This window comes from Symbiobacterium thermophilum IAM 14863 (assembly GCF_000009905.1).
Taxonomy (GTDB): domain Bacteria; phylum Bacillota; class Sulfobacillia; order Symbiobacteriales; family Symbiobacteriaceae; genus Symbiobacterium; species Symbiobacterium thermophilum.
The window spans coordinates 1-18,290 of the sequence record NC_006177.1 but is presented as its reverse complement, the minus strand read 5'-3'; the positions used below and the strand labels follow the sequence as shown (position 1 = coordinate 18,290).

Genomic DNA, 18,290 nt, shown 5'->3' with positions numbered 1-18,290 from the left:
TCAGAACAGGCCGGGGAAGCTGGGCAACCCGCCCGGGATCACTTTCTTCATCTCGGCCTCAGCCAGCTCCTCGGCCTTCTTCATCCCGTCGCTGATCGCCGCCACGATCAGATCCTGGAGCATCTCGATGTCGTCGGGGTCCACGACCTCCGGCGCCAGCTTCACCTCCGTTACCCGCCGGTCACCGGTGACGGTCACGCGCACGCTGCCGCCGCCCGCGGTGCCCTCCACGGTCATCTTGGCAATCTCTTCCTGCGCCTCGGCCATCTTCTTCTGCATCTTCTGGACCTGCCGCATGATCTGCTGCATGTTACCGCCACCCGGAAACATCAGGAGCCCTCCTCATCTTCTTCGTGAATCAGGTCTGGGGGAAAAATGCTCCGCAACCGCTCCATGAGCGGACCGTCCCCCTCGGCGGCCGCATCCGGCCGCTCCGCCGCGGGCTTCTCCTCCGCGCCGGGCGCCGCCGGGGCGAGCCCGGCGAGCTTCCCCTGGGCCTCGTCCGCGGCGAGGATCTCCACCTGCAGGCCGCTCAGCCCCGCACGCTCCAGGGCCTTCTCAATGATCCGCTTGTCCTCCGGCCGCCGGAGGAGCTGGGCGAAGACCTGCGAGTTGGCCACCAGGAACAGCCGGTTACCGCGCAGGCCCCCGATGCGCGCCGTGGTGGAGAGCAGGTGATAGGTGCTGGTTCTGGCCTTCCGGACGAGACCCAGCACCTGCTCCCAGGCTTCCACCACCCGGTCCACGCCGGCCCCGACGGGCGCCGGGGCGGAAGGGGTCGTCGCCTGGCCGCCGGCCGGTTCGCCCGGGTCGCCCGGGCCCGCGGGGCCCGGCGCCGTCGCCTGCGAAGCGCCCTGCGGCCGGACCTCGCCGTGCTCCTGCCGGCGCCGCCGGGAAGGCGCGGCAGCCTCCGCGGCGGTTCCGTCGTCCTCTCCTTCGTCCGCGGCCGCACCGGTAAACAGCCCGGTCAGCCGGATCAGGGCCACCTCCACCAGCAGGCGCGGGGACGGGGAGAGCCGCAGCTCCGTCTCCGCCTGCCCCAGCAGTCGGATCGCCCGGATGAGCTGCCGCTCCGCGAACGGCTCGGCCCGGGCCCGCATCTGCTCCAGGGCCTCCGCGGGCAGGCCGAGCACCTGGGCGCCGGCCTCCAGCTTGACCAGCAGCAGGTCGCGCAGGTGCGCCAGGTAGTCCCGCACCAGCTGCCGCAGGTCCTTGCCCGCGCGCACCATCTCGTCCAGCCAGAGCAGCGCCGCGCCCACGTCCCCCCGGAGCAGGTGGCCGTCCAGGGCCAGGAACTGGTCCAGCGGGGCCGTGCCCAGCACGGCCAGGGTCATGTCGAGGGTGATCTCGCCCTCGGCGGCGTAGGCCATCACCTGGTCCAGCAGCGACAGGGCGTCGCGCATGCCGCCGTCGGCGTGGCGGGCAATGGCCGCCAGGGCCTCCGGGCTGGCCTTGAGTCCCTGCTTCCCGCACACCTCCCGCAGCCGTGCCACGATCTCGTCCGCGGACAGCCGCCGGTAGTCGAAGGCCTGGCAGCGGGAGAGGATGGTGATGGGCAGCTTCTGCTTCTCGGTGGTCGCCAGCACGAAGAGCACATGCGCCGGGGGCTCCTCCAGCGTCTTCAGCAGCGCGTTGAAGGCCGGCTCGGTCAGCATGTGCACCTCGTCGATGATATACACCTTGTACTTCAGCTCAACCGGGGCAAAGTTGACCTTGTCCCGCAGGTCGCGGATCTCGTCGATGCCGCGGTTGGAGGCCGCGTCGATCTCGATCAGGTCAAGCGCCTCGCCCGACGTGATGCGCCGGCAGGCCTCGCACTCGTTGCAGGGCTCACCGTCCTGCGGGTTCAGGCAGTTGACCGCCTTGGCCAGGATGCGGGCGACCGTGGTCTTGCCCGTGCCGCGCGGGCCGGACAGCAGATAGGCATGGTGGAGCCTGCCCTGCACGATCGCGTTGCGCAGGGTGCGGGTGATATGCTCCTGTCCGACCACTTCGCCGAACCGTTGAGGCCGGTACTCGCGATACAGTGCAAGGTGGGCCAAGCTGATCGCTCCTGCCGGAATCGGACTGGCCTTACCCAATTCTACCCTAGGCCCCCGATTCCCTTTCTCCATCTAACCCGGCGGCGCCACGGCCAGCCGGGCCTGGCGCAGGTCGAACCGCGCGCCCAGCGGCCGCACCTGCATCCCCTCCAGCTCCGGGCGCACGGCCCAGTGGCGCAGCGGATGATAGACCGGCACCACAGGCGCCTCGCTGAGGAGCAGTTGCTCCGCCTGCCGGAGCACCGCGGCCCGCCCCGAACCCGCGGCCGCCCCCGCCGCGGCCACGAGGGCGTCGTAGTCGGCGCTGACCCAGCGGGCGGCATTGCCCGGGTGGGCGGTGGTAAACGGGGCCAGCAGCGCCATCGGGTCGTCGTGGTCCGCCACCCAGCCCTGCAGCACCAGGTCAAACTGACCGAAGCGCACCCGTTCCAGCCGCTGGGCGAAGGGCACCGTGTGCAGCTCCACGGTCAGCCCGTCCAGCCGCTCCTCCAGCGAGCGCTTGACGGCCCCGGCCAGGGCGCCGGCCTCCTCCGCGTGCAGCAGGGTCAGCGTGACGCGGTCAAGCCCCAGTTCGGCCCGGGCCTCGCCCCAAAGCCGCCGCGCCTCCTGCAGCTCCGCGCCGGGCAGGGCCCCGGACAGGAGCTCACCGACCAGCGAACCCTGCGACCACAGCCCGTGGGCCCCGGCCTCCCCAGGCGCCCCCCCAGACACGGCTTCCGCGGGCGGCCAGCCGCCGCCCAGCGACGGCGGGACCAGGGTCAGGGCCGGCAGCCCGGCCTCCCCCACCGCTTCGGCCGTGAGCCTTTGGACGTCCAGGGCCAGGGCGATGGCCGTGCGCAGCCCGCTGTGGGCCAGCCGCGGCTGGCCGGCGTTGAACACCAGCCCCATGGTGGCCGGCTGGGCCATGGCCTGTGCGCCGGGCACCTGGGCGGCCAGGTCGGCCGGCAGCAGGACCAGGTGGAGGTGGCCCAGCTGGAACAGGCGCAGCGCCTGGTACGGATCGGGTTCCACGTGGTAGGTCACGGCGTCCAGCTGGACGGCCGAGCGGTTCCAGTAGTAAGGATTGCGCTCCAGTCGCAGCCCCCCGGCCCCGGAGCCTGCCAGGACGAAGGGCCCGTTGCTCACCGCGCCGAACGGCAGGTCGGCCCGGCGGGGGGCGAGGGCCGGGTGGCCGGTGTAGCGGGGCCATTCGGGGTTGGGGGCCTTCAGGGTCACCTGCAACGTACGGTCATCCACCGCGACCACCTGCACCCCTTCCCGCAGGGCAGCCGCCTGCTCGGCGAAGTCCGGGTCGGCCGGGTCCAGCCCGTTGTAGGCCTCGGCCCCGGCAACCTCGTATAGCAGGTGGGCGTTCACCGCCCCCTCCGCCGGGTCCAGCAGGTGAAGCCAGGCGCGGACGAAGTCGTGGGCCGTCACCGGCACGCCGTCGCTCCAGCGGGCCTCCGGCCGCAGGTAGAAGGTGAACTGACGGTGGTCCGCCGATTCCCAGCGTTCTGCCACGCCCCCGGGCGATTCCATCGTGCCTTCGGGAGCAACCAGCCCCTCCATGAGGTTGCCCACCACGTCCAGGAGGACGGCCTCGGCGGTCCGGGCAGGATCCAGCGTCACCGGCTCCACCGGCAGGTGCAGGCGCACCTCAGCGGAGGCGGGGGAAACCGGAGAGGGTGCAGCCCTTGCGGCCAGGGCTGCGGGGTCAGGCTGGGCGGCAGCCACGCAGCCGCCCAGCAGCAGGCCCGCAACTGCCAGCGTCAGGCACAGCGGGGGCCGGCGCCGTCGCAACATAAGACCTCCCCCCAATCACGCGGTTGGGGGGAGATTCGCCATTACCAGGAAATAGTCCTTCTGCCTGTTCTATCCATCCCTACTGCAGGACGCGCCGCCGCTCGCGGAAAAACTGCCGGATCACCTCGCTGCACGCCTCGGCCAGCACCCCGTCGCGCACCTCGACCCGGTGGTTCAGTCCGGGATTCTGAAGGAACTCCAGGATCGAGCGGTCCGCCCACGCTTTCGGGTCCCGCGCGCCGAACACCACCCGGTCGATGCGGCTCTGCAGGAGCGCGCCGGCGCACATGGGGCACGGCTCAATGGTCACGTACAGCGTGCAGCCCGTCAGCCGCCATCCGCCCAGGAGGCGACCCGCCTCGCGAATGGCCAGCACCTCAGCGTGAGCCGTGGCGTCGTGGGTGGTCTCCCGCAGGTTGTGGGTGCGGACCAGGATCTCGCTGTCGCGCACGATCACGGCGCCGATGGGCACCTCGCCGAGACGGGCCGCCTTTTCGGCCTCGGCCAGGGCCGCGCGCATGAAGGCCTCGTCGGTCATGGCGTCCGTCCTCCTGCAATGCGGCGAAAGAGCAGGCCACGTGTGGGTGGCCTGCTCCAGGTCGCCGTTATTGGCCGTGGCGGAGAGGGTGGGATTCGAACCCACGGTGGCTGCTTAGGCCACGCTCGTTTTCAAGACGAGAGCCTTAAACCACTCGGCCACCTCTCCGGGACGATGAGCGATGTCAGGATAATAGTTTACACAAGGGCCGCCGGCCATGCAAGCGCGCGCCAGGAGTAGGCAGCGGCCCCGCGCGGGGCCGCGCGGGGCCGGGTGTCCGTTATCGTTCGATGCGCTCACACCGGGTGTACGGCCGCAGCACCTCCGGCACCGTGATGGAACCGTCCTCGTTCTGGTAGTTCTCCATCACCGCGGCGAGCGTGCGGCCCACGGCCAGGCCCGAGCCGTTCAGCGTGTGCACGAACTCCGGCTTGCCTCCGGCAGGACGGTAGCGGATGTTCGCGCGGCGGGCCTGGAAGTCGCTCATGTTGGAGCAGGACGAGATCTCCACGTACCGCTCGTAGCTGGGCATCCACACCTCGATGTCGTACTTCTTGTACTGCCCGAAGCCCATGTCGCCCGTGCACATGAGCATGCGCCGGTACGGCAGGTTGAGTTGCTCCAGCATGCCCTCGGCGTTGGCCACGATCTCCATGAGGGCCTGTTCGCTCTCCTCGGGCCGGGTGAACTGCACCATCTCGACCTTCTCGAAGTAGTGCTGCCGGATGAGGCCGCGGGTGTCGCGGCCGGCCGCGCCGGCCTCACTGCGGAAACACCCGCTGTAGCCCACGTACCTCAGGGGCAGAACGGCCTCGTCCAGGATCTCGTCCCGGTGCATGTTGACCAGCGGCACTTCGGCGGTGGAGGCAAGGTGGTAGTCGGTCCCGGCCAGGCTGAAGACGTCCTCCTTGAACTTCGGGAACTGGCCGCTGCCGTAGTAGCTGGCGGTGTTGATGATCACGGGCGGCAGCACCTCGCGGTAGCCCCGCTCGGTGAGGTAGTCGATGAAGAAGCTGACCAGGGCGCGGTGCAGCCGGGCCAGCCCGCCCTTGATGAACGAGAAACGGCTGCCGGTGACCTTGGCGGCCCGCTCGAAGTCCAGGCCGTCCATGGCCACCCCCAGGTCCCAGTGAGGCTTCACCGGGAAGGCGAACTGGCGGGGCTCGCCCCACCGCTTCACCTCGACGTTGCCGGTTTCGTCCGGGCCGACCGGCACGTCGGGCGCGGGGAGGTTGGGCAGCTGGTAAAGCAGGTCCTGCAGCTCATCGGACACCTGCCGCTCCCGGTCATCCAGCTCCTTGATGCGGTCGCCGATGGCGCCCATCTCCGCGATGATCGCGCTGACGTCCTGCCCCTGCTGCTTCAGGATGCCCACCTGCTTGGACACTTGGTTGCGGCGCGCTTTCAACTGCTCGACCTCGGCCAGAATCTGCCGCCTCTCCACGTCCAGGGCCAGGATGCGGTCCAGGTCGACGGAAACACCCTTGTTGATCAGCGCCTGACGAACGACGTCGGGATTGGTGCGAACGAACCTCAAATCCAACATCGGTGATTACCCTCCTCATCCAGAGTCAGGGGAGGCGTCTCCGCCTAGCCTCTCCAGCCGCCGGAAGGACGATCCAGTCCCGCGAGGCCAGGAGTCAGGGTTCGGCGCAGCCGGTGGCAATCCCTCCCGGAAGGCCCGGTCACGGCTGCCTCCCCAGCGGCAGGGTCACCGCCTGGACGGTGTCCACCGCCATCGCCTCCCGCAGTTCCGCCACCAGATCGGGCGGCGCGGGCTCGTCGATCTGCAGCAGCATCAGGGCCATGCCCCGGGGCTGGTGCCGCCCCAGGTGCAGCCCCGCGATGTTGATGTCCCGGGCCGCCAGGGCCATGCCGAAGCGGCCGACCATGCCGGGCTGGTCCCGGTGCTGGCTGACCAGCATGTGGCGGGAAGGGGCCATGTCGATGTGCAGCCCGTCCACGGCGACGAAGCGCATCCCGCCGTCCCGGCGGAGCATGCCGGTCACCTCATGAGCGCCCTGCGGCCCCTCGGACCGGACCGTGATCAGGCTGGACGCGGGCGACAGCGTGCCGTTTTCGCCCAGCGGCGCGTGGGTCAGCGACTTGGACTCGTTGACCGCAATCCCCCGCCGGCGGGCCAGGGCGGGCGCGTTGATGTAATTTACGTGCTCACCCAGCTGGGTCGCCAGGTAGCCCTTCAGCACCGTGTTGGTGAGCAGGGCGGTCGGGTGCTTGGCCAGCTCGCCGCTGTAGGCGACGGTGATGCGGTCGGCGTGCCCCGGGAAGGCCTGGGCCAGGAAGGAGCCCAGCGTTTCGGCCAGCGGCAGGTGGTCGGTGACGACCTGGACGCCGTCCCGCGGGATCTGGGGCAGGTTGACCGCCTCGGGGACCAGCTCGCCCCTGAGGGCCCGGAGCACGTACTGGGCGATGTACCGGCCGTTGGCGTCCTGCGCCTCGGCCGTGGAGGCGGACAGGTGGGGCGTGACCACGACGTTGGGCAGGCCGAAGAGCGGGCTGTCGGTACACGGCTCCGCGGCGAAGACGTCCAGCGCGGCGCCGGCCAGGCGGCCCTCCTTCAGCGCACGGTACAGCGCCTCCTCGTCCACCATGCCGCCGCGGGCGCAGTTGACGATGCGTGCGGTGGGCTTCATGAGCGCCAGCTCCGCGGCCCCGATGAGCCGGGCCGACTCCGGGGTCTTGGCCGCATGGATCGTCAGGAAATCGACTTCCGGCAGGAGTCCCCTGAGGCTTGGAACCAGGGTGACCCCCAGGTGCTCGGCCCGGCTGTGGGGCACGTAGGGGTCGTAGGCCAGCACCCGCATGCCGAAGGCCCGCGCCCGCACGGCCACCTCGGAGCCGATGCGCCCCAGGCCAATGATGCCCAGCGTCTTGCCGTGGAGTTCGGTGCCCACGAAGCTCATCCGGTCCCAGCGGCCCTCGCGGGCCAGGGCGTGGTGAGCCTGGGGGATGTTGCGGGCCACGGCGATGAGGAGGCCGAAGGCGTGCTCGGCGGTGGAGTAGGTGTTGGCACCGGGAACGTTGACCACCACGACGCCCCTCTCGGTGGCCGCGGCGACGTCGATGTTGTCCACGCCCACGCCGGCCCGGCCGACGACCTTCAGCCGCGTGCCCCGGGCCAGCACCTCCGCGGTGACCTTCGTCTCCGAGCGGGTGATGAGGGCGTCGTACTCGGGGATGATCTCGAGCAGCTCCTCCGAGGTCACCTTCCGGACATCAACCTCGTGTTCATCCCTCAGGAGGCTGATGCCCGTCTCCGATATCGCTTCCGTCACCAGGATCTTCATCGGGTATCGCCTCCTTCGTCAGGGTAGGGGACCTTCTCGCTCTCCCACTCGACCAGCCGCCCGCCGACGGGGGCGAGGACGTGGTCGACGATGGCCAGGGCGATCCGGGGCCCGGCGGTGCCGGCCGGTCCCGGTCATCCCCGCACATGGTTCATCCAGACCTCCTGCGCCGCCGCCACCGCCCGGCCGATCTGCACGTCCACGCCCAGCTGCGCCAGCGCCATCTCGGTGGCCGCCAGGGCCTGCAGCACGTCGCCGGGCACCACGTAGCCCAGGTGGCCGATGCGGAAGATCTGGTCCGCCAGGTCCCCCTGTCCGCCCGCCAGCTCTACGCCGAACTGCTCCCGGGCGACCTTGCGCAACCGCTTGGGGTCCACCGGGGCGACCACGGCGGTGACCGAGTTGGACGCCGTGCGCTCGTCCACGGCCAGCAGGCGCAGCCCCATTGCCTTTACGCCGGCCCGGCACATCTCGCCCATGAGCCTGTGGCGCGCCCAGGAGCCCTCCAGGGTCTCTGTCTCCAGGAGCTCCAGCGCCGCCTTCAGGGCGTGGAGCAGCGAGATTGCCGGCGTGTAGGGCGTCTGCCACTTCTGCAGGCTGCTGTGCGCCGCCTTCAGGTCCCAGTAGAACTTGGGCATGGCGCTCTTCTCGGCCGCGGCCCGGGCCCGTTCGGAGAAGGCGATGATGGAGAGGCCCGGCGGGCACATGAGCGCCTTCTGCGCGCCGGTGAGCACCACGTCCAACCCCCACTCGTCCATCTCCAGCGGCAGGGCGCCCAGGCCGGAGACGGAGTCGACCATGAGCAGCGCTCCGTGCTCCCTCACGGCCCGGGCGATGGCCCGGACGTCGTTGGTCACGCCCGTGGAGGTCTCGTTGTGCTGGATGAGGACCGCCTTGATGCGCCTCTCCCGGTCCTCCGCCAGCCGCTCGGCGATGCGCTCCGGGTCCGCGGCCCGGCCCGGCTCGAACCGCAGACGCTCCACCGCAAAGCCCAGCTGCACGGCCACTTTGTGCCAGCGCTCGCCGAAGTCGCCGATCGAGACGCTGAGCACCGCATCGCCGGGGTTCAGGGTGTTGACGAGGGCCGCCTCCCAGCCCCCCGAGCCCGCGCCGGGGAAGATGTAGACCGGCTGCGCCGTGCGGAAGACCTTCTGCAGCTTCGTCGATACCTCCGCAAAGAGGGCGCTGAAGGCCTCGCCCCGGTGGTTCAGCATGGGCTGGGTCATGGCCGCCGCCACCTGCGGCGGGATGGGCGTGGGCCCCGGAATCATGAGCAGGGACTTCTCCATCCGCATCATCTCTGCGCCTCCCCTTCGCCGAAATCGAAAGCCCCGCCCCCGGCAGGCCGGACGCAGCGCGCGCTGCCGACTCTGCCAGGGACGGGACCTGCTCCCCGCGGTGCCACCCTGGTTGGCAACCGGAGCCCCGCGCCGCGCCCGGGCACCCGGAAAACAGAAAACTCCCGTCCCTGCCGCCAGGGACGGGAGTTCCACTCCCGCGGTGCCACCCGGACGTTGGCGCCGGCACAGCCGGCCACCCACTCGCCTCGGCGATAACGGGCCGAACCCGACCGGGTCATCCCCGGACCCTCAGGGGGCGGAACGGATCCCCGCGGCCACCGGCCTTCACCTGCCGCCGGCTCTCTGCGGACCGCTCTGGAACCCTTTTCCCCCGTCATGGGGCTGGTTTTGGGTGGAGTATAGCACCTGTTTTCACAAGATGCAACCCTCTCTGAAAAAGATCCTTCTTTTGGAGGAGGCGCCAGCCACTACTCCTCGTCGCGGGTGACCACCTGGGCGACGGCCGACACCCGGTCGTTGGCGTCCAGGTTCATGAGCTGCACGCCCTGGGTGTTGCGGCCGCTGCGGCGCACCTCCTCGACAGGGATGCGGATCAGCACGCCCTGTTCGGACACCAGCATCAGGTCGTTCCCCTCGGTCACCGCCTTGACGCCCACCAGCCGGCCGTGCCGCTCCGGCAGCAGCTGGATGGTGATGACGCCCCTGGCGCCGCGCTTGTAGGTCGGGTACTCGGTCAGCGGCGTGCGCTTGCCGACGCCGGTCTCGCTGACGACCAGCAGATCGGCCCCGGGCACCACGCCGTCCATGCCCACCACGTACTCATCGGGGCCGAGGGTGATGCCCTTGACGCCGCGGGTGTCGCGACCCATCGGGCGCACGTCGTCCTCGTGGAAGCGCAGGGCGTAACCGGCGCTGGAGACCAGGATGATCTCGTCATTGCCCCGGGTGAGCCGGGCCCCGACCAGCGTGTCGCCCTCCTCCAGCTTGATGGCGATAATGCCGGTGGAGCGCACGTTCTGGAACTCGGTGACCGCGGTCTTCTTCACCCAGCCGCTGCGGGTGGCGAAGAAGATGTACCCTTCCTCCTGGTCGCCCTCCTTGACGGGGATGACGGTGTTGACCTTCTCGCCGGGCAGGAGGGGGATCAGGTTGACGATGGCCGTGCCGCGGGCCTGGCGCGAGGCCTCGGGGATTTCGTGGCACCGGATGCGGTAGACGCGGCCCTGGTCGGTGAAGAACATCATGTCGTGGTGCGTCGTGGTGGTGAAGATGTGCTCGATGAAGTCCTCTTCCTTGGTGCCCGCGCCTTGCACGCCGCGGCCGCCCCGGCGCTGCTGCCGGTAGGTGCTGAGCGGCACCCGCTTGATGTAGCCGCTGTGGGAGATGGTCACCACCACGTCCTCGTCGGCGATGAGATCCTCGATGTCGATGTCGCCGTCGTCTGGGGTGATGCGGGTGCGCCGGGGGTCCCCGTACTTCTTCTTGATCTCGCCGAGCTCCTGCTTGATGATGTCGTACTGCATCTTCTCCGAGGCCAGCACCGCCCGGTAGTAGGCAATGCGATCCTGCAGCTCGTCGTACTCCTCCTGCAGCTTCTCCCGCTCCAGGGCGGTCAGGCGGCGCAGCTGCATGTCGAGGATGTGCTGCGCCTGCACCTCGGTGAAGCCGAAGTTGCTCATGAGCCGGCTGCGCGCCTCGTCGGTCGTGGGCGAGGAGCGGATCGTGTTGATGACCTCGTCGATGATGTCCAGCGCCTTCAGAAGCCCTTCCAGGATGTGGGCCCGGTCCAGCGCCTTCTGGAGGTCGAACTGGGTGCGCCGGACGATCACCTCGAGCTGATGCTGCAGGTAGTAGTGCAGCATCTGCTTCAGGTTCAGGAGGCGCGGCCGGTTCTCCACCAGTGCCAGCATGATGATGCCGAAGTTCTGCTGCAGCGCGGTGTACTTGAACAGCTGGTTCAGGATCACGTGCGGGTTGGCATCCCGCCGGAGCTCGATCGCGATGCGCAGGCCGCTGCGGTCCGACTCGTCCCGGAGGTCGGTGATACCGTCGATCTTCCGGTCGCGGTGCAGTTCGGCGATGCGCTCGATCAGCTTGGCCTTGTTGACGCCGTAAGGCAGTTCCGTCACGACGATGCGGTTCCGCCCGTTCTGCAGCGTCTCGATCTGCGTGCGGGCCCGCAGGGTGATGGAGCCCTTGCCGGTCTGGTACGCCCGGCGGATGCCCTCGTGGCCCAGGATCAGGGCGCCGGTGGGGAAGTCCGGCCCCTTGATGATGCGGTTGAGTTCCTCGATGCTGATGTCGGGCTGGTCGATCAGCCGGATGATGCCGTCGATGACCTCGCCCAGGTTGTGAGGCGGGATGTTGGTGGCCATGCCCACCGCGATGCCGGTGGAGCCGTTGACCAGGAGGTTCGGGAAGCGCGACGGCAGCACCGTCGGCTCCTTCTCGCTGTTGTCGTAGTTGTCCTCGAAGTCGACGGTGTTCTTCTCAATATCGGCCAGCATCTCGTGGGCGAGCCGGGAGAGGCGCGCCTCGGTGTAGCGCATGGCCGCGGGCGGGTCGCCGTCGATGGAGCCGAAGTTGCCCTGGCCCTCGACCAGCGGGTAGCGCAGCACGAAGTCCTGCGCCATCCGCACCATCGTGTCGTACACCGCCGCGTCGCCGTGGGGGTGGTACTTGCTGAGCACGTCGCCGACGGTCTTGGCCGACTTGCGGAACGGCTTGTCCGCGGTGTTGCCGCTCTCGTACATGGCGTAGAGGATGCGGCGCTGTACCGGCTTCAGCCCGTCCCGGACGTCAGGCAGGGCCCGGCCGACGATCACCGACATGGAGTACGTGAGGTACGACGTCTCCATCTCGTGCTTGATCTCTTTGGTCAGAATCCGCTGTGCGAAGTCTCCGGCCACAAGCTTGTCCTCCTCAGCGGGGAGTTCCAGCGCCTATCCGATGGTGTCGAGGTTCTGGACGAGGTGGGCGTTCCGCTGGATGAACTCACGGCGGGGCTCAACCTTCTCTCCCATCAGGGTTTCGAACAGGGCGGTCGCCTCGGCGGCGTCCTCCATGGTCACCTTGTAGAGGATCCGCTTCGAGGGATCCATCGTGGTCTCCCACAGCTGCTCCGGGTTCATCTCGCCGAGGCCCTTGTACCGCTGCGGCTTGTCCGTGACGCCGCCGATGCGCGCGATCACCTGGTCCTTCTCCTGCTCGGAGTAGGCGTAGTACACCTGCTTGCCCTTCCGGATCATGTACAGCGGCGGGCTGGCGATGTAGAGATAGCCGGCCTCGATCAGCGGCCGCATGAAGCGGAAGAAAAACGTGAGGAGCAGGGTGCGGATGTGGCTGCCGTCCACGTCGGCGTCGGTCATGATGATCACTTTGTGGTAACGGCATTTGGAGATGTCGAAGTCGTCGCCGATCCCCGCGCCCACCGCGGTGATCAGCGTGCGGATTTCCTCGTTGGAGAGGATCTTGTCCAGCCGGGCCTTTTCCACGTTGAGGATCTTGCCCCTGAGGGGCAGGACCGCCTGGATGCGCCGGTCGCGGCCCATCTTGGCCGAACCGCCGGCCGAGTCGCCCTCTACCAGGAAGAGCTCGGATTCGCTGGGATCCCGGGAGGTGCAGTCGGTGAGCTTGCCCGGCAGCGCCGTGATCTCCAGCGCGCTCTTGCGACGGACCAGCTCTCGGGCCTTGCGGGCCGCCTCCCGGGCCCGGGCGGCGCTGAGCGCCTTTTCCACGATGCGCTTCGCGATGGCGGGGTTCTCCTCCAGGAAATCGGAGAGCCCCTCGCTCACGGCCGCGGCGACGAAGGTCTCCATCTCGGAGGAGCCCAGCTTGGTCTTGGTCTGACCCTCGAACTGGGGCTCCTGCAGCTTCACCGAGAGGATGGCGGTCATGCCCTCGCGGATGTCCTCGCCCGAGAGGTTGTCCTCGTTGTCCTTCAGGAGCTTGTACTTGCGGGCGTAGCTGTTGATGACGCGCGTGAGGGCCGTCTTCAGGCCCGTCTCGTGCGTGCCGCCCTCCACGGTGCGGATGTTGTTGGCAAAGCTCAGGATGTTTTCGCTGTAGGCATCGGTGTACTGGATCGCCAGCTCCATCTCCTGGGTGTCGGTGGCCTTGAAGACGTAGATGGGCTTGGCGTGCAGCGGCTCGCGGGACCGGTTGAGGTACTGGACGAAGGTCTGGAGCCCCTCGTTGTACTTGAACCGGTACTCCGCGCCGGCCTTCTCGTCGATGAACTGGATGAAGAGCCCCTGGTTGAGGAAGGCAGTGTCCCTGAGGCGCGTCACAATCGCCTCGGAATCGAACTCCACCGACTCGAAGATCTCCGGATCGGGCCAGAAGCGCACATAGGTGCCGTGTTCCTTGGTGTCGCCCACGCGGCGCAGCGGGTAGAGCGTCTTGCCGCCGTTGGCGAACTCCACCTCGTACACGCCGCCGTTCTGCTTCACCTGGATGTAAAGCTTCCGGGAAAGGGCGTTGACCACGGCCGCACCCACGCCGTGCAGGCCGCCGGACACCTTATAGGCGCCGCCGCCGAACTTGCCGCCGGCGTGCAGCATCGTGTAGACCGTCTCAACGGTGGAGATGCCCGTCTTGGGATGTATGTCCACGGGGATGCCGCGGCCGTTGTCCGAAACGGACACCGAGCCATCGCTGTGCAGCGTTACCACGATCTTGTCGCAGAACCCCGCCAGCCGCTCATCGACCGCGTTGTCGATGATCTCCCAGATCAGGTGGTGGAGCCCGCGCTGCGAGGTGCCGCCGATATACATCCCCGGACGGCGGCGGACCGCCTCGAGCCCTTCCAGCACCTGAATCTGCTCCCCGGTGTACTGCTCCGTCCCGTGGGTGTTCATATGGTGCATGTCGGGCTGGGTACCGTTCCTTGCATCAGCCACAGGGGTTCCTCCCTCATCAACCTAGCACTTTCACATCAGACCAATGCTATCACACCGCAAGAGTTATCACAAGTGACAGACGCTGCCCGGGCCTAGCCGAGGAGCACGGCGGACTCGCTCCGCCGCTTCAGCGTAGTGGCGGAGATGGGCGAGAGGATCCCGCCGGCGTCGGTGAGCACCAGGCTCCGGGCCTCGCCGCCCTCCACCTGGATCAACCGGTTCTCGCGTCTCAGTTTGTCCAGGAGCTCCTGCGTCGGGCCGCCCTTCCGGACGGTACGGAGGTTCACAATGGCGATGACCTGCCGCAGTGCGACCACCACGTCAGCGCCCACGTGGAGGTACATCAGCTCAACCCCCTGTCGTCGAGGACTACGGTTCCCGCGCGCACTCGGAACAGCCGGTGATCCGCGGGCCACTCCCGCACCATCAGGTCTTCCAGGTCCGTACAGGTGATGAAACTCTGCACCCCTTCCCTCACCGCCGACAGCAGGTAATGGCGGCGATGGGGGTCGAGCTCGGAAGCCACGTCATCGAGAAGGAGAAGGGGCGGCTCGCCGATTTCCTCGGACATGAACTCCAGCTCCGCCAGCTTCAGGGCCAGGACGGCCGTGCGCTGCTGCCCCTGCGAGGCGTACAGGCGCGCGTCGCGGCCCGCCACCCAGAATCCAACGTCGTCCCGGTGGGGACCCACCAGCGTCACCTGCCGCCGCCGTTCCTCGGAGCGCAGCCGCGCGAGCTCCCGCTCCAGCCGCCGGCGGACCGTCTCCAGGTCGGCCGCGCCGTCGTCGCCGACGCCCTGGCTCTGGTAGGCCAGTTCCAGGTCCTCCCGGTCCTCGGCCAGCATGCGGTGGTACCGTGAAGCGATGGGCGAGAGCCGGCGAACCGCCTCCGCCCGCCGCACCACCAGCTGCGCACCGGTCTCCACCAGCTGCTCGTCGTAGACCGCCATCAGCCCCTCGTCTATGACGGGCTGCTTCAACAAGGTGTTGCGCTGCGCCACCAGCCGGTTGTAGGCCATGAGGTGGTGGAGATAGGTCTGGGAGATCTGGGAGAGTTCCAGATCCAGGAAGCGGCGACGGCCGGAGGGAGGACCCTTGAGCAGTTGCAGGTCGTCGGGCGAGAACAGCACGACCGCCAGGCTCCCCACCAGCCGGGCGATCTTTCGCTCCGCGATGCCGTTGATCTTCAACTGTTTGCGCGTCTGCAGGCCGCAGCGCAGTTCCAACTCGATGGTGCCGGTCCTGCGCACGACCGCGGCACGCGCCAGGAGCTCTTCCCGGCCCTCCTGTACCATGTCCGGGTCGCGGGAGGTCCGGTGGCTCCGGCCGGTGGCCAGGAAGTGAATCGCCTCCAGCAGGTTGGTCTTCCCCTGTGCGTTGTCGCCGTACAGGACGTTGAGCCCGGGGGAGAAGTGGATGGTGAGCGAGTCATAGTTGCGGAAAGCGCCCAGCTGCAGCGTGGACAGGTACACCCTTATTCCCCCTCGCGGCGGATCAGCCACTGCCCGCCGCCTTCCAGCCGCACCCGGTCGCCCGCGCGCAGCTTGCGGCCGCGCCGCAGTTCGGGCTCGCCGTTGACGTGAACCAGGCCGGCGGCAATAAGCGCCTTTGCCTGGCCGCCGGTGTCGGCCACGCCCGTCCACTTCAGAAACGCATCCAGCGTGATGTACTCCGTGTGGATCGTGACAATCTCTTCGGCCATGTCGGGATTCCTTAGAGCGTGATGAGCGGCAGCACGACGTACAGGAACTGGCTGCTGTCGGCCGGCATGAGCCGGGCGGGGTTGCGGCTGCCCGAGCACTGGAACCGGAACTGTTTCTCCTCCAGCACTTTGAGGAAGTCCAGCAGGTAGCGCGCGTTGAACCCGATGTCCAGCGGGTCGCCGGCCATGCTGGTGACGGCCAGCTCCTCGTATACCTGCCCCACTTCAGGGGTGTTGGAGGTGATGGTCACCTTGTCGGTCTGGAAGCTGATCTTGACGGCGCCGTCCTTGGTGATCAGTGTGGCCCGTTCCAGGGCTTCCATGAACTCGGCGCCGGGCAGAACCGCCTCGGTGGGATAGTGCTGTGGCACGAGCCGCATGACGTCGGGATACTGCCCCTCCAGGAGGCGGGAGATCACGCGCGTGTTGCCCAGGTCGAAGAAGACCTGGTTGGCGGTGACGGCGACGTTCACCTGGCTGTCCTCGTCGCCGGTGAGCAGGCGGGTCACTTCGTTGAGGGACCGGCTGGGGATGATGACGGAGAAGCTGTGGCCCTGCGCATTCTCAGCGGCTGCCTCGGCGTAGGCGATGCGGATGCCGTCGGTGGCCGTGCCGGTGAGGAGGTCATCCCGCAGCTTGAACAGTACACCGGTGAGCCAGGGCTTGGATTCGTCGTGACCGGCGGCGAACGTGGTCTGCCGGAGGAGGTCACGCAATAGACTCTGCTTGACGGTAAACGCCGACGCCCCGTCCACATCGGGAAGGGTGGGGAACTGATCGGCGGCGAAGCCGTGGATCACGTACTGGGAGCGGCCCCACCGCAGGGTGGCCACGTGGTTGTGGTAATCGACGGAGAGCTCGATGTTTCCATAAGGAATGCGGCGGATGAGGTCCGCGAAATAGCGGGCCGGAAGGACCGTTTCGCCCTCGCTGATGACCTCGCAGGGCGTAACCGCCTCGATGGCCAGTTCCATGTCGGTGGCGCGGATGGTGAGTTCACCGCCGCGGGCGGAGAGGTAGACGCCGGACAGCACCGGGATCGTGTTCTTAGTGGAGACCGCCCTGGCTACCGTGGCGAGCGTCGCATTCAGGCTCTCCTGGCTGATCAGGATCTTCACTCCAAGCCCTCCCTCTTGTGGCGCGTGTGGGGTGCGCGCGGCGCACAGCGTACCTCGTTCCTGTTAGTAACAATGGTCATTGGGGCAATGGTCATTGTAAGCGCTGTGGATATGTGGAAAAGACCGTGGATAACTAGAGCAGTACGGATCGCGGGGCGCGACAAGTTGTGGGTATTGCCGCGCGATGTGTCCACATGCGGCGCGGTTTCCGGGGACGCGCCCCTATTCGGCGCGGATGCGCGCGATGAGCTGCTCGATGGTGTGGGCAAAGGCCGGATCGCTCTGGATGTCCTTCGCGATCTTTTCACAGGCGTGGATGACCGTCGTGTGGTCCCGGCCGCCGAACTCCTCGCCGATCTTGGGCAGCGAGCTGTCGGTGAGCTCCCGCGCGAGGTACATGGCGATCTGGCGAGGATACGCCACGGCCCGGGAGCGGTTGCGGACCTCGAAGTCCTGCATGCGGATGTTGTAGTGCTCGGCCACTACCTGCTTGATCGTCGCGATGGTGATCTGCTTCGGCCGGACGGGCGGCAGGATGTCCTTCAAGGCCTGCACGGCCAGGTCGTAAGTGAGCGGGCACTTGAGCATGTTGGCGTAGGCGACCACGCGTGTGAGCGCGCCCTCCAGCTCGCGGATGTTGGTCTCGATGTTGGTCGCGATGTAGTTGGTCACCTCGTCAGGCACCTGGATACCCTCGCTCTGCGCCTTCTTCCGCAGGATGGCGGTGCGGGTCTCCAGGTCGGGCGGCTGGATGTCGCAGATCAGACCCCATTCGAAGCGGGAGCGCAGCCGGTCCTCCAGCGTGGGGATCTCCTTGGGCGGCCGGTCGGAGGAGATGACGATCTGCTTGTTGGCCTCGCGGATGGCATTAAAAGTATGGTAGAACTCCTCCTGCGTGGCTTCCTTGCCCGCCAGGAACTGAATGTCGTCGATGAGCAACACGTCGACCTTCCGGTACCGGTTTTGGAAGGCGGTTGTGGAGCCCTTCTGGATCGCCATGATGAACTCGTTGGTGAAGGTCTCCGTGGAGACGTAGGCGACCTTCGCGGTGGGGTTGTGCTGCAGGACGTAGTGGCCAATGGCGTGCATGAGGTGGGTCTTGCCGAGTCCGACACCACCGTAGATGAAAAGCGGATTATAAGTGCGGGCAGGCGTCTCGGCGACGGCCAGGGCGGCCGCATGGGCAAACCGGTTGCTGTTGCCCACGACAAACGTTTCAAAGGTGTACTTGGGATTGATGTAGCCCAGGAGCCTCGCGTTCTGTTCGGCGGCTGGCGCGCTGGTTCCGGCCGGCAGGTCTGCCACGTTGGGGGCATCCACGGGCTCTGCCGCCGGGTCCTCGATGACGTTCGGGTTCGCGACGAACTTGAGCTGCATGTTGCGCTTGGTCAGATCGCGCAGGGCCTGGCGCAGCAGCGGCGCGTAGCGGGATTCCATGCGGTGCTTCGCAAACTCGCCCTGTACGCCCACGATGATCGTGTCTTCCACCACGGCCACGGGGCGGGTGCTCCGCACCCAGTTTTCGATGGCCGTCTTGGAGGTATGGCGCTCCAGGTGGTCGATGCACTGCTGCCATACTTCGGACAACTCCGTCTTCAT

General features: G+C 67.9%; 14 protein-coding genes and 1 tRNA gene. All 15 read right to left on the bottom strand.

From position 1 onward, the window contains the following. Nucleotides 1-330 carry a YbaB/EbfC family nucleoid-associated protein gene (locus STH_RS00075; protein WP_011194149.1) on the bottom strand — a complete coding sequence of 110 codons (330 nt, stop codon included), beginning with the start codon at nt 328-330 and terminating at the stop codon, nt 1-3. Continuing rightward, nucleotides 330-2,042 carry a DNA polymerase III subunit gamma/tau gene (dnaX, locus tag STH_RS00070; protein ID WP_011194148.1) on the bottom strand — a complete coding sequence of 571 codons (1,713 nt, stop codon included), beginning with the start codon at nt 2,040-2,042 and terminating at the stop codon, nt 330-332. The genes STH_RS00075 and dnaX overlap by 1 nt, the downstream gene beginning before the upstream one ends. 72 nt (nt 2,043-2,114) lie before the next feature. Next, nucleotides 2,115-3,821: a peptide ABC transporter substrate-binding protein gene (locus tag STH_RS00065; protein ID WP_043712900.1), complete on the bottom strand. Its 1,707-nt coding sequence runs from the start codon at nt 3,819-3,821 to the stop codon at nt 2,115-2,117. A gap of 82 nt (nt 3,822-3,903) precedes the next feature. Then, complete coding sequence (gene tadA / locus STH_RS00060) at nt 3,904-4,362, bottom strand: tRNA adenosine(34) deaminase TadA (RefSeq protein WP_011194146.1); 459 nt, start codon at nt 4,360-4,362, stop codon at nt 3,904-3,906. A 77-nt stretch (nt 4,363-4,439) separates the two neighbouring features. Next, nucleotides 4,440-4,530 (bottom strand) — tRNA-Ser (locus tag STH_RS00055). Nucleotides 4,531-4,642: 112 nt separating this feature from the next. After that, on the bottom strand, nt 4,643-5,908 hold the full coding sequence (gene serS, locus STH_RS00050) for a serine--tRNA ligase (protein WP_011194145.1): 1,266 nt from the start codon (nt 5,906-5,908) through the stop codon (nt 4,643-4,645). A 139-nt stretch (nt 5,909-6,047) separates the two neighbouring features. Continuing rightward, entirely contained in the window at nt 6,048-7,670 is a 1,623-nt protein-coding gene (gene serA / locus STH_RS00045; RefSeq protein WP_011194144.1) for a phosphoglycerate dehydrogenase, read from the bottom strand. A 134-nt stretch (nt 7,671-7,804) separates the two neighbouring features. After that, the gene (locus tag STH_RS00040; RefSeq protein WP_011194143.1) at nt 7,805-8,968 is read right to left on the bottom strand and encodes a pyridoxal-phosphate-dependent aminotransferase family protein; all 1,164 of its coding nucleotides are present in this window, start codon (nt 8,966-8,968) and stop codon (nt 7,805-7,807) included. 470 nt (nt 8,969-9,438) lie between these two features. Continuing rightward, nucleotides 9,439-11,880: a DNA gyrase subunit A gene (gene gyrA, locus STH_RS00035; protein WP_011194142.1), complete on the bottom strand. Its 2,442-nt coding sequence runs from the start codon at nt 11,878-11,880 to the stop codon at nt 9,439-9,441. Nucleotides 11,881-11,913: 33 nt separating this feature from the next. Further along, entirely contained in the window at nt 11,914-13,830 is a 1,917-nt protein-coding gene (gene gyrB, locus STH_RS00030; RefSeq protein ID WP_011194141.1) for a DNA topoisomerase (ATP-hydrolyzing) subunit B, read from the bottom strand. A gap of 134 nt (nt 13,831-13,964) precedes the next feature. After that, entirely contained in the window at nt 13,965-14,216 is a 252-nt protein-coding gene (gene remB / locus STH_RS00025) for an extracellular matrix regulator RemB (RefSeq protein ID WP_011194140.1), read from the bottom strand. Continuing rightward, nucleotides 14,216-15,343, bottom strand: a complete 1,128-nt coding sequence (recF, locus tag STH_RS00020; protein WP_011194139.1) for a DNA replication/repair protein RecF — start codon at nt 15,341-15,343, stop codon at nt 14,216-14,218. The genes remB and recF overlap by 1 nt, the downstream gene beginning before the upstream one ends. Before the next feature lie 2 nt (nt 15,344-15,345). Then, entirely contained in the window at nt 15,346-15,573 is a 228-nt protein-coding gene (gene yaaA / locus STH_RS00015; RefSeq protein WP_011194138.1) for a S4 domain-containing protein YaaA, read from the bottom strand. An 11-nt stretch (nt 15,574-15,584) separates the two neighbouring features. Beyond that, complete coding sequence (gene dnaN / locus STH_RS00010; protein ID WP_011194137.1) at nt 15,585-16,691, bottom strand: DNA polymerase III subunit beta; 1,107 nt, start codon at nt 16,689-16,691, stop codon at nt 15,585-15,587. 222 nt (nt 16,692-16,913) lie between these two features. Further along, a complete protein-coding gene (gene dnaA / locus STH_RS00005; RefSeq protein WP_011194136.1) occupies nt 16,914-18,290 on the bottom strand; it encodes a chromosomal replication initiator protein DnaA in 1,377 nt (458 codons plus the stop codon).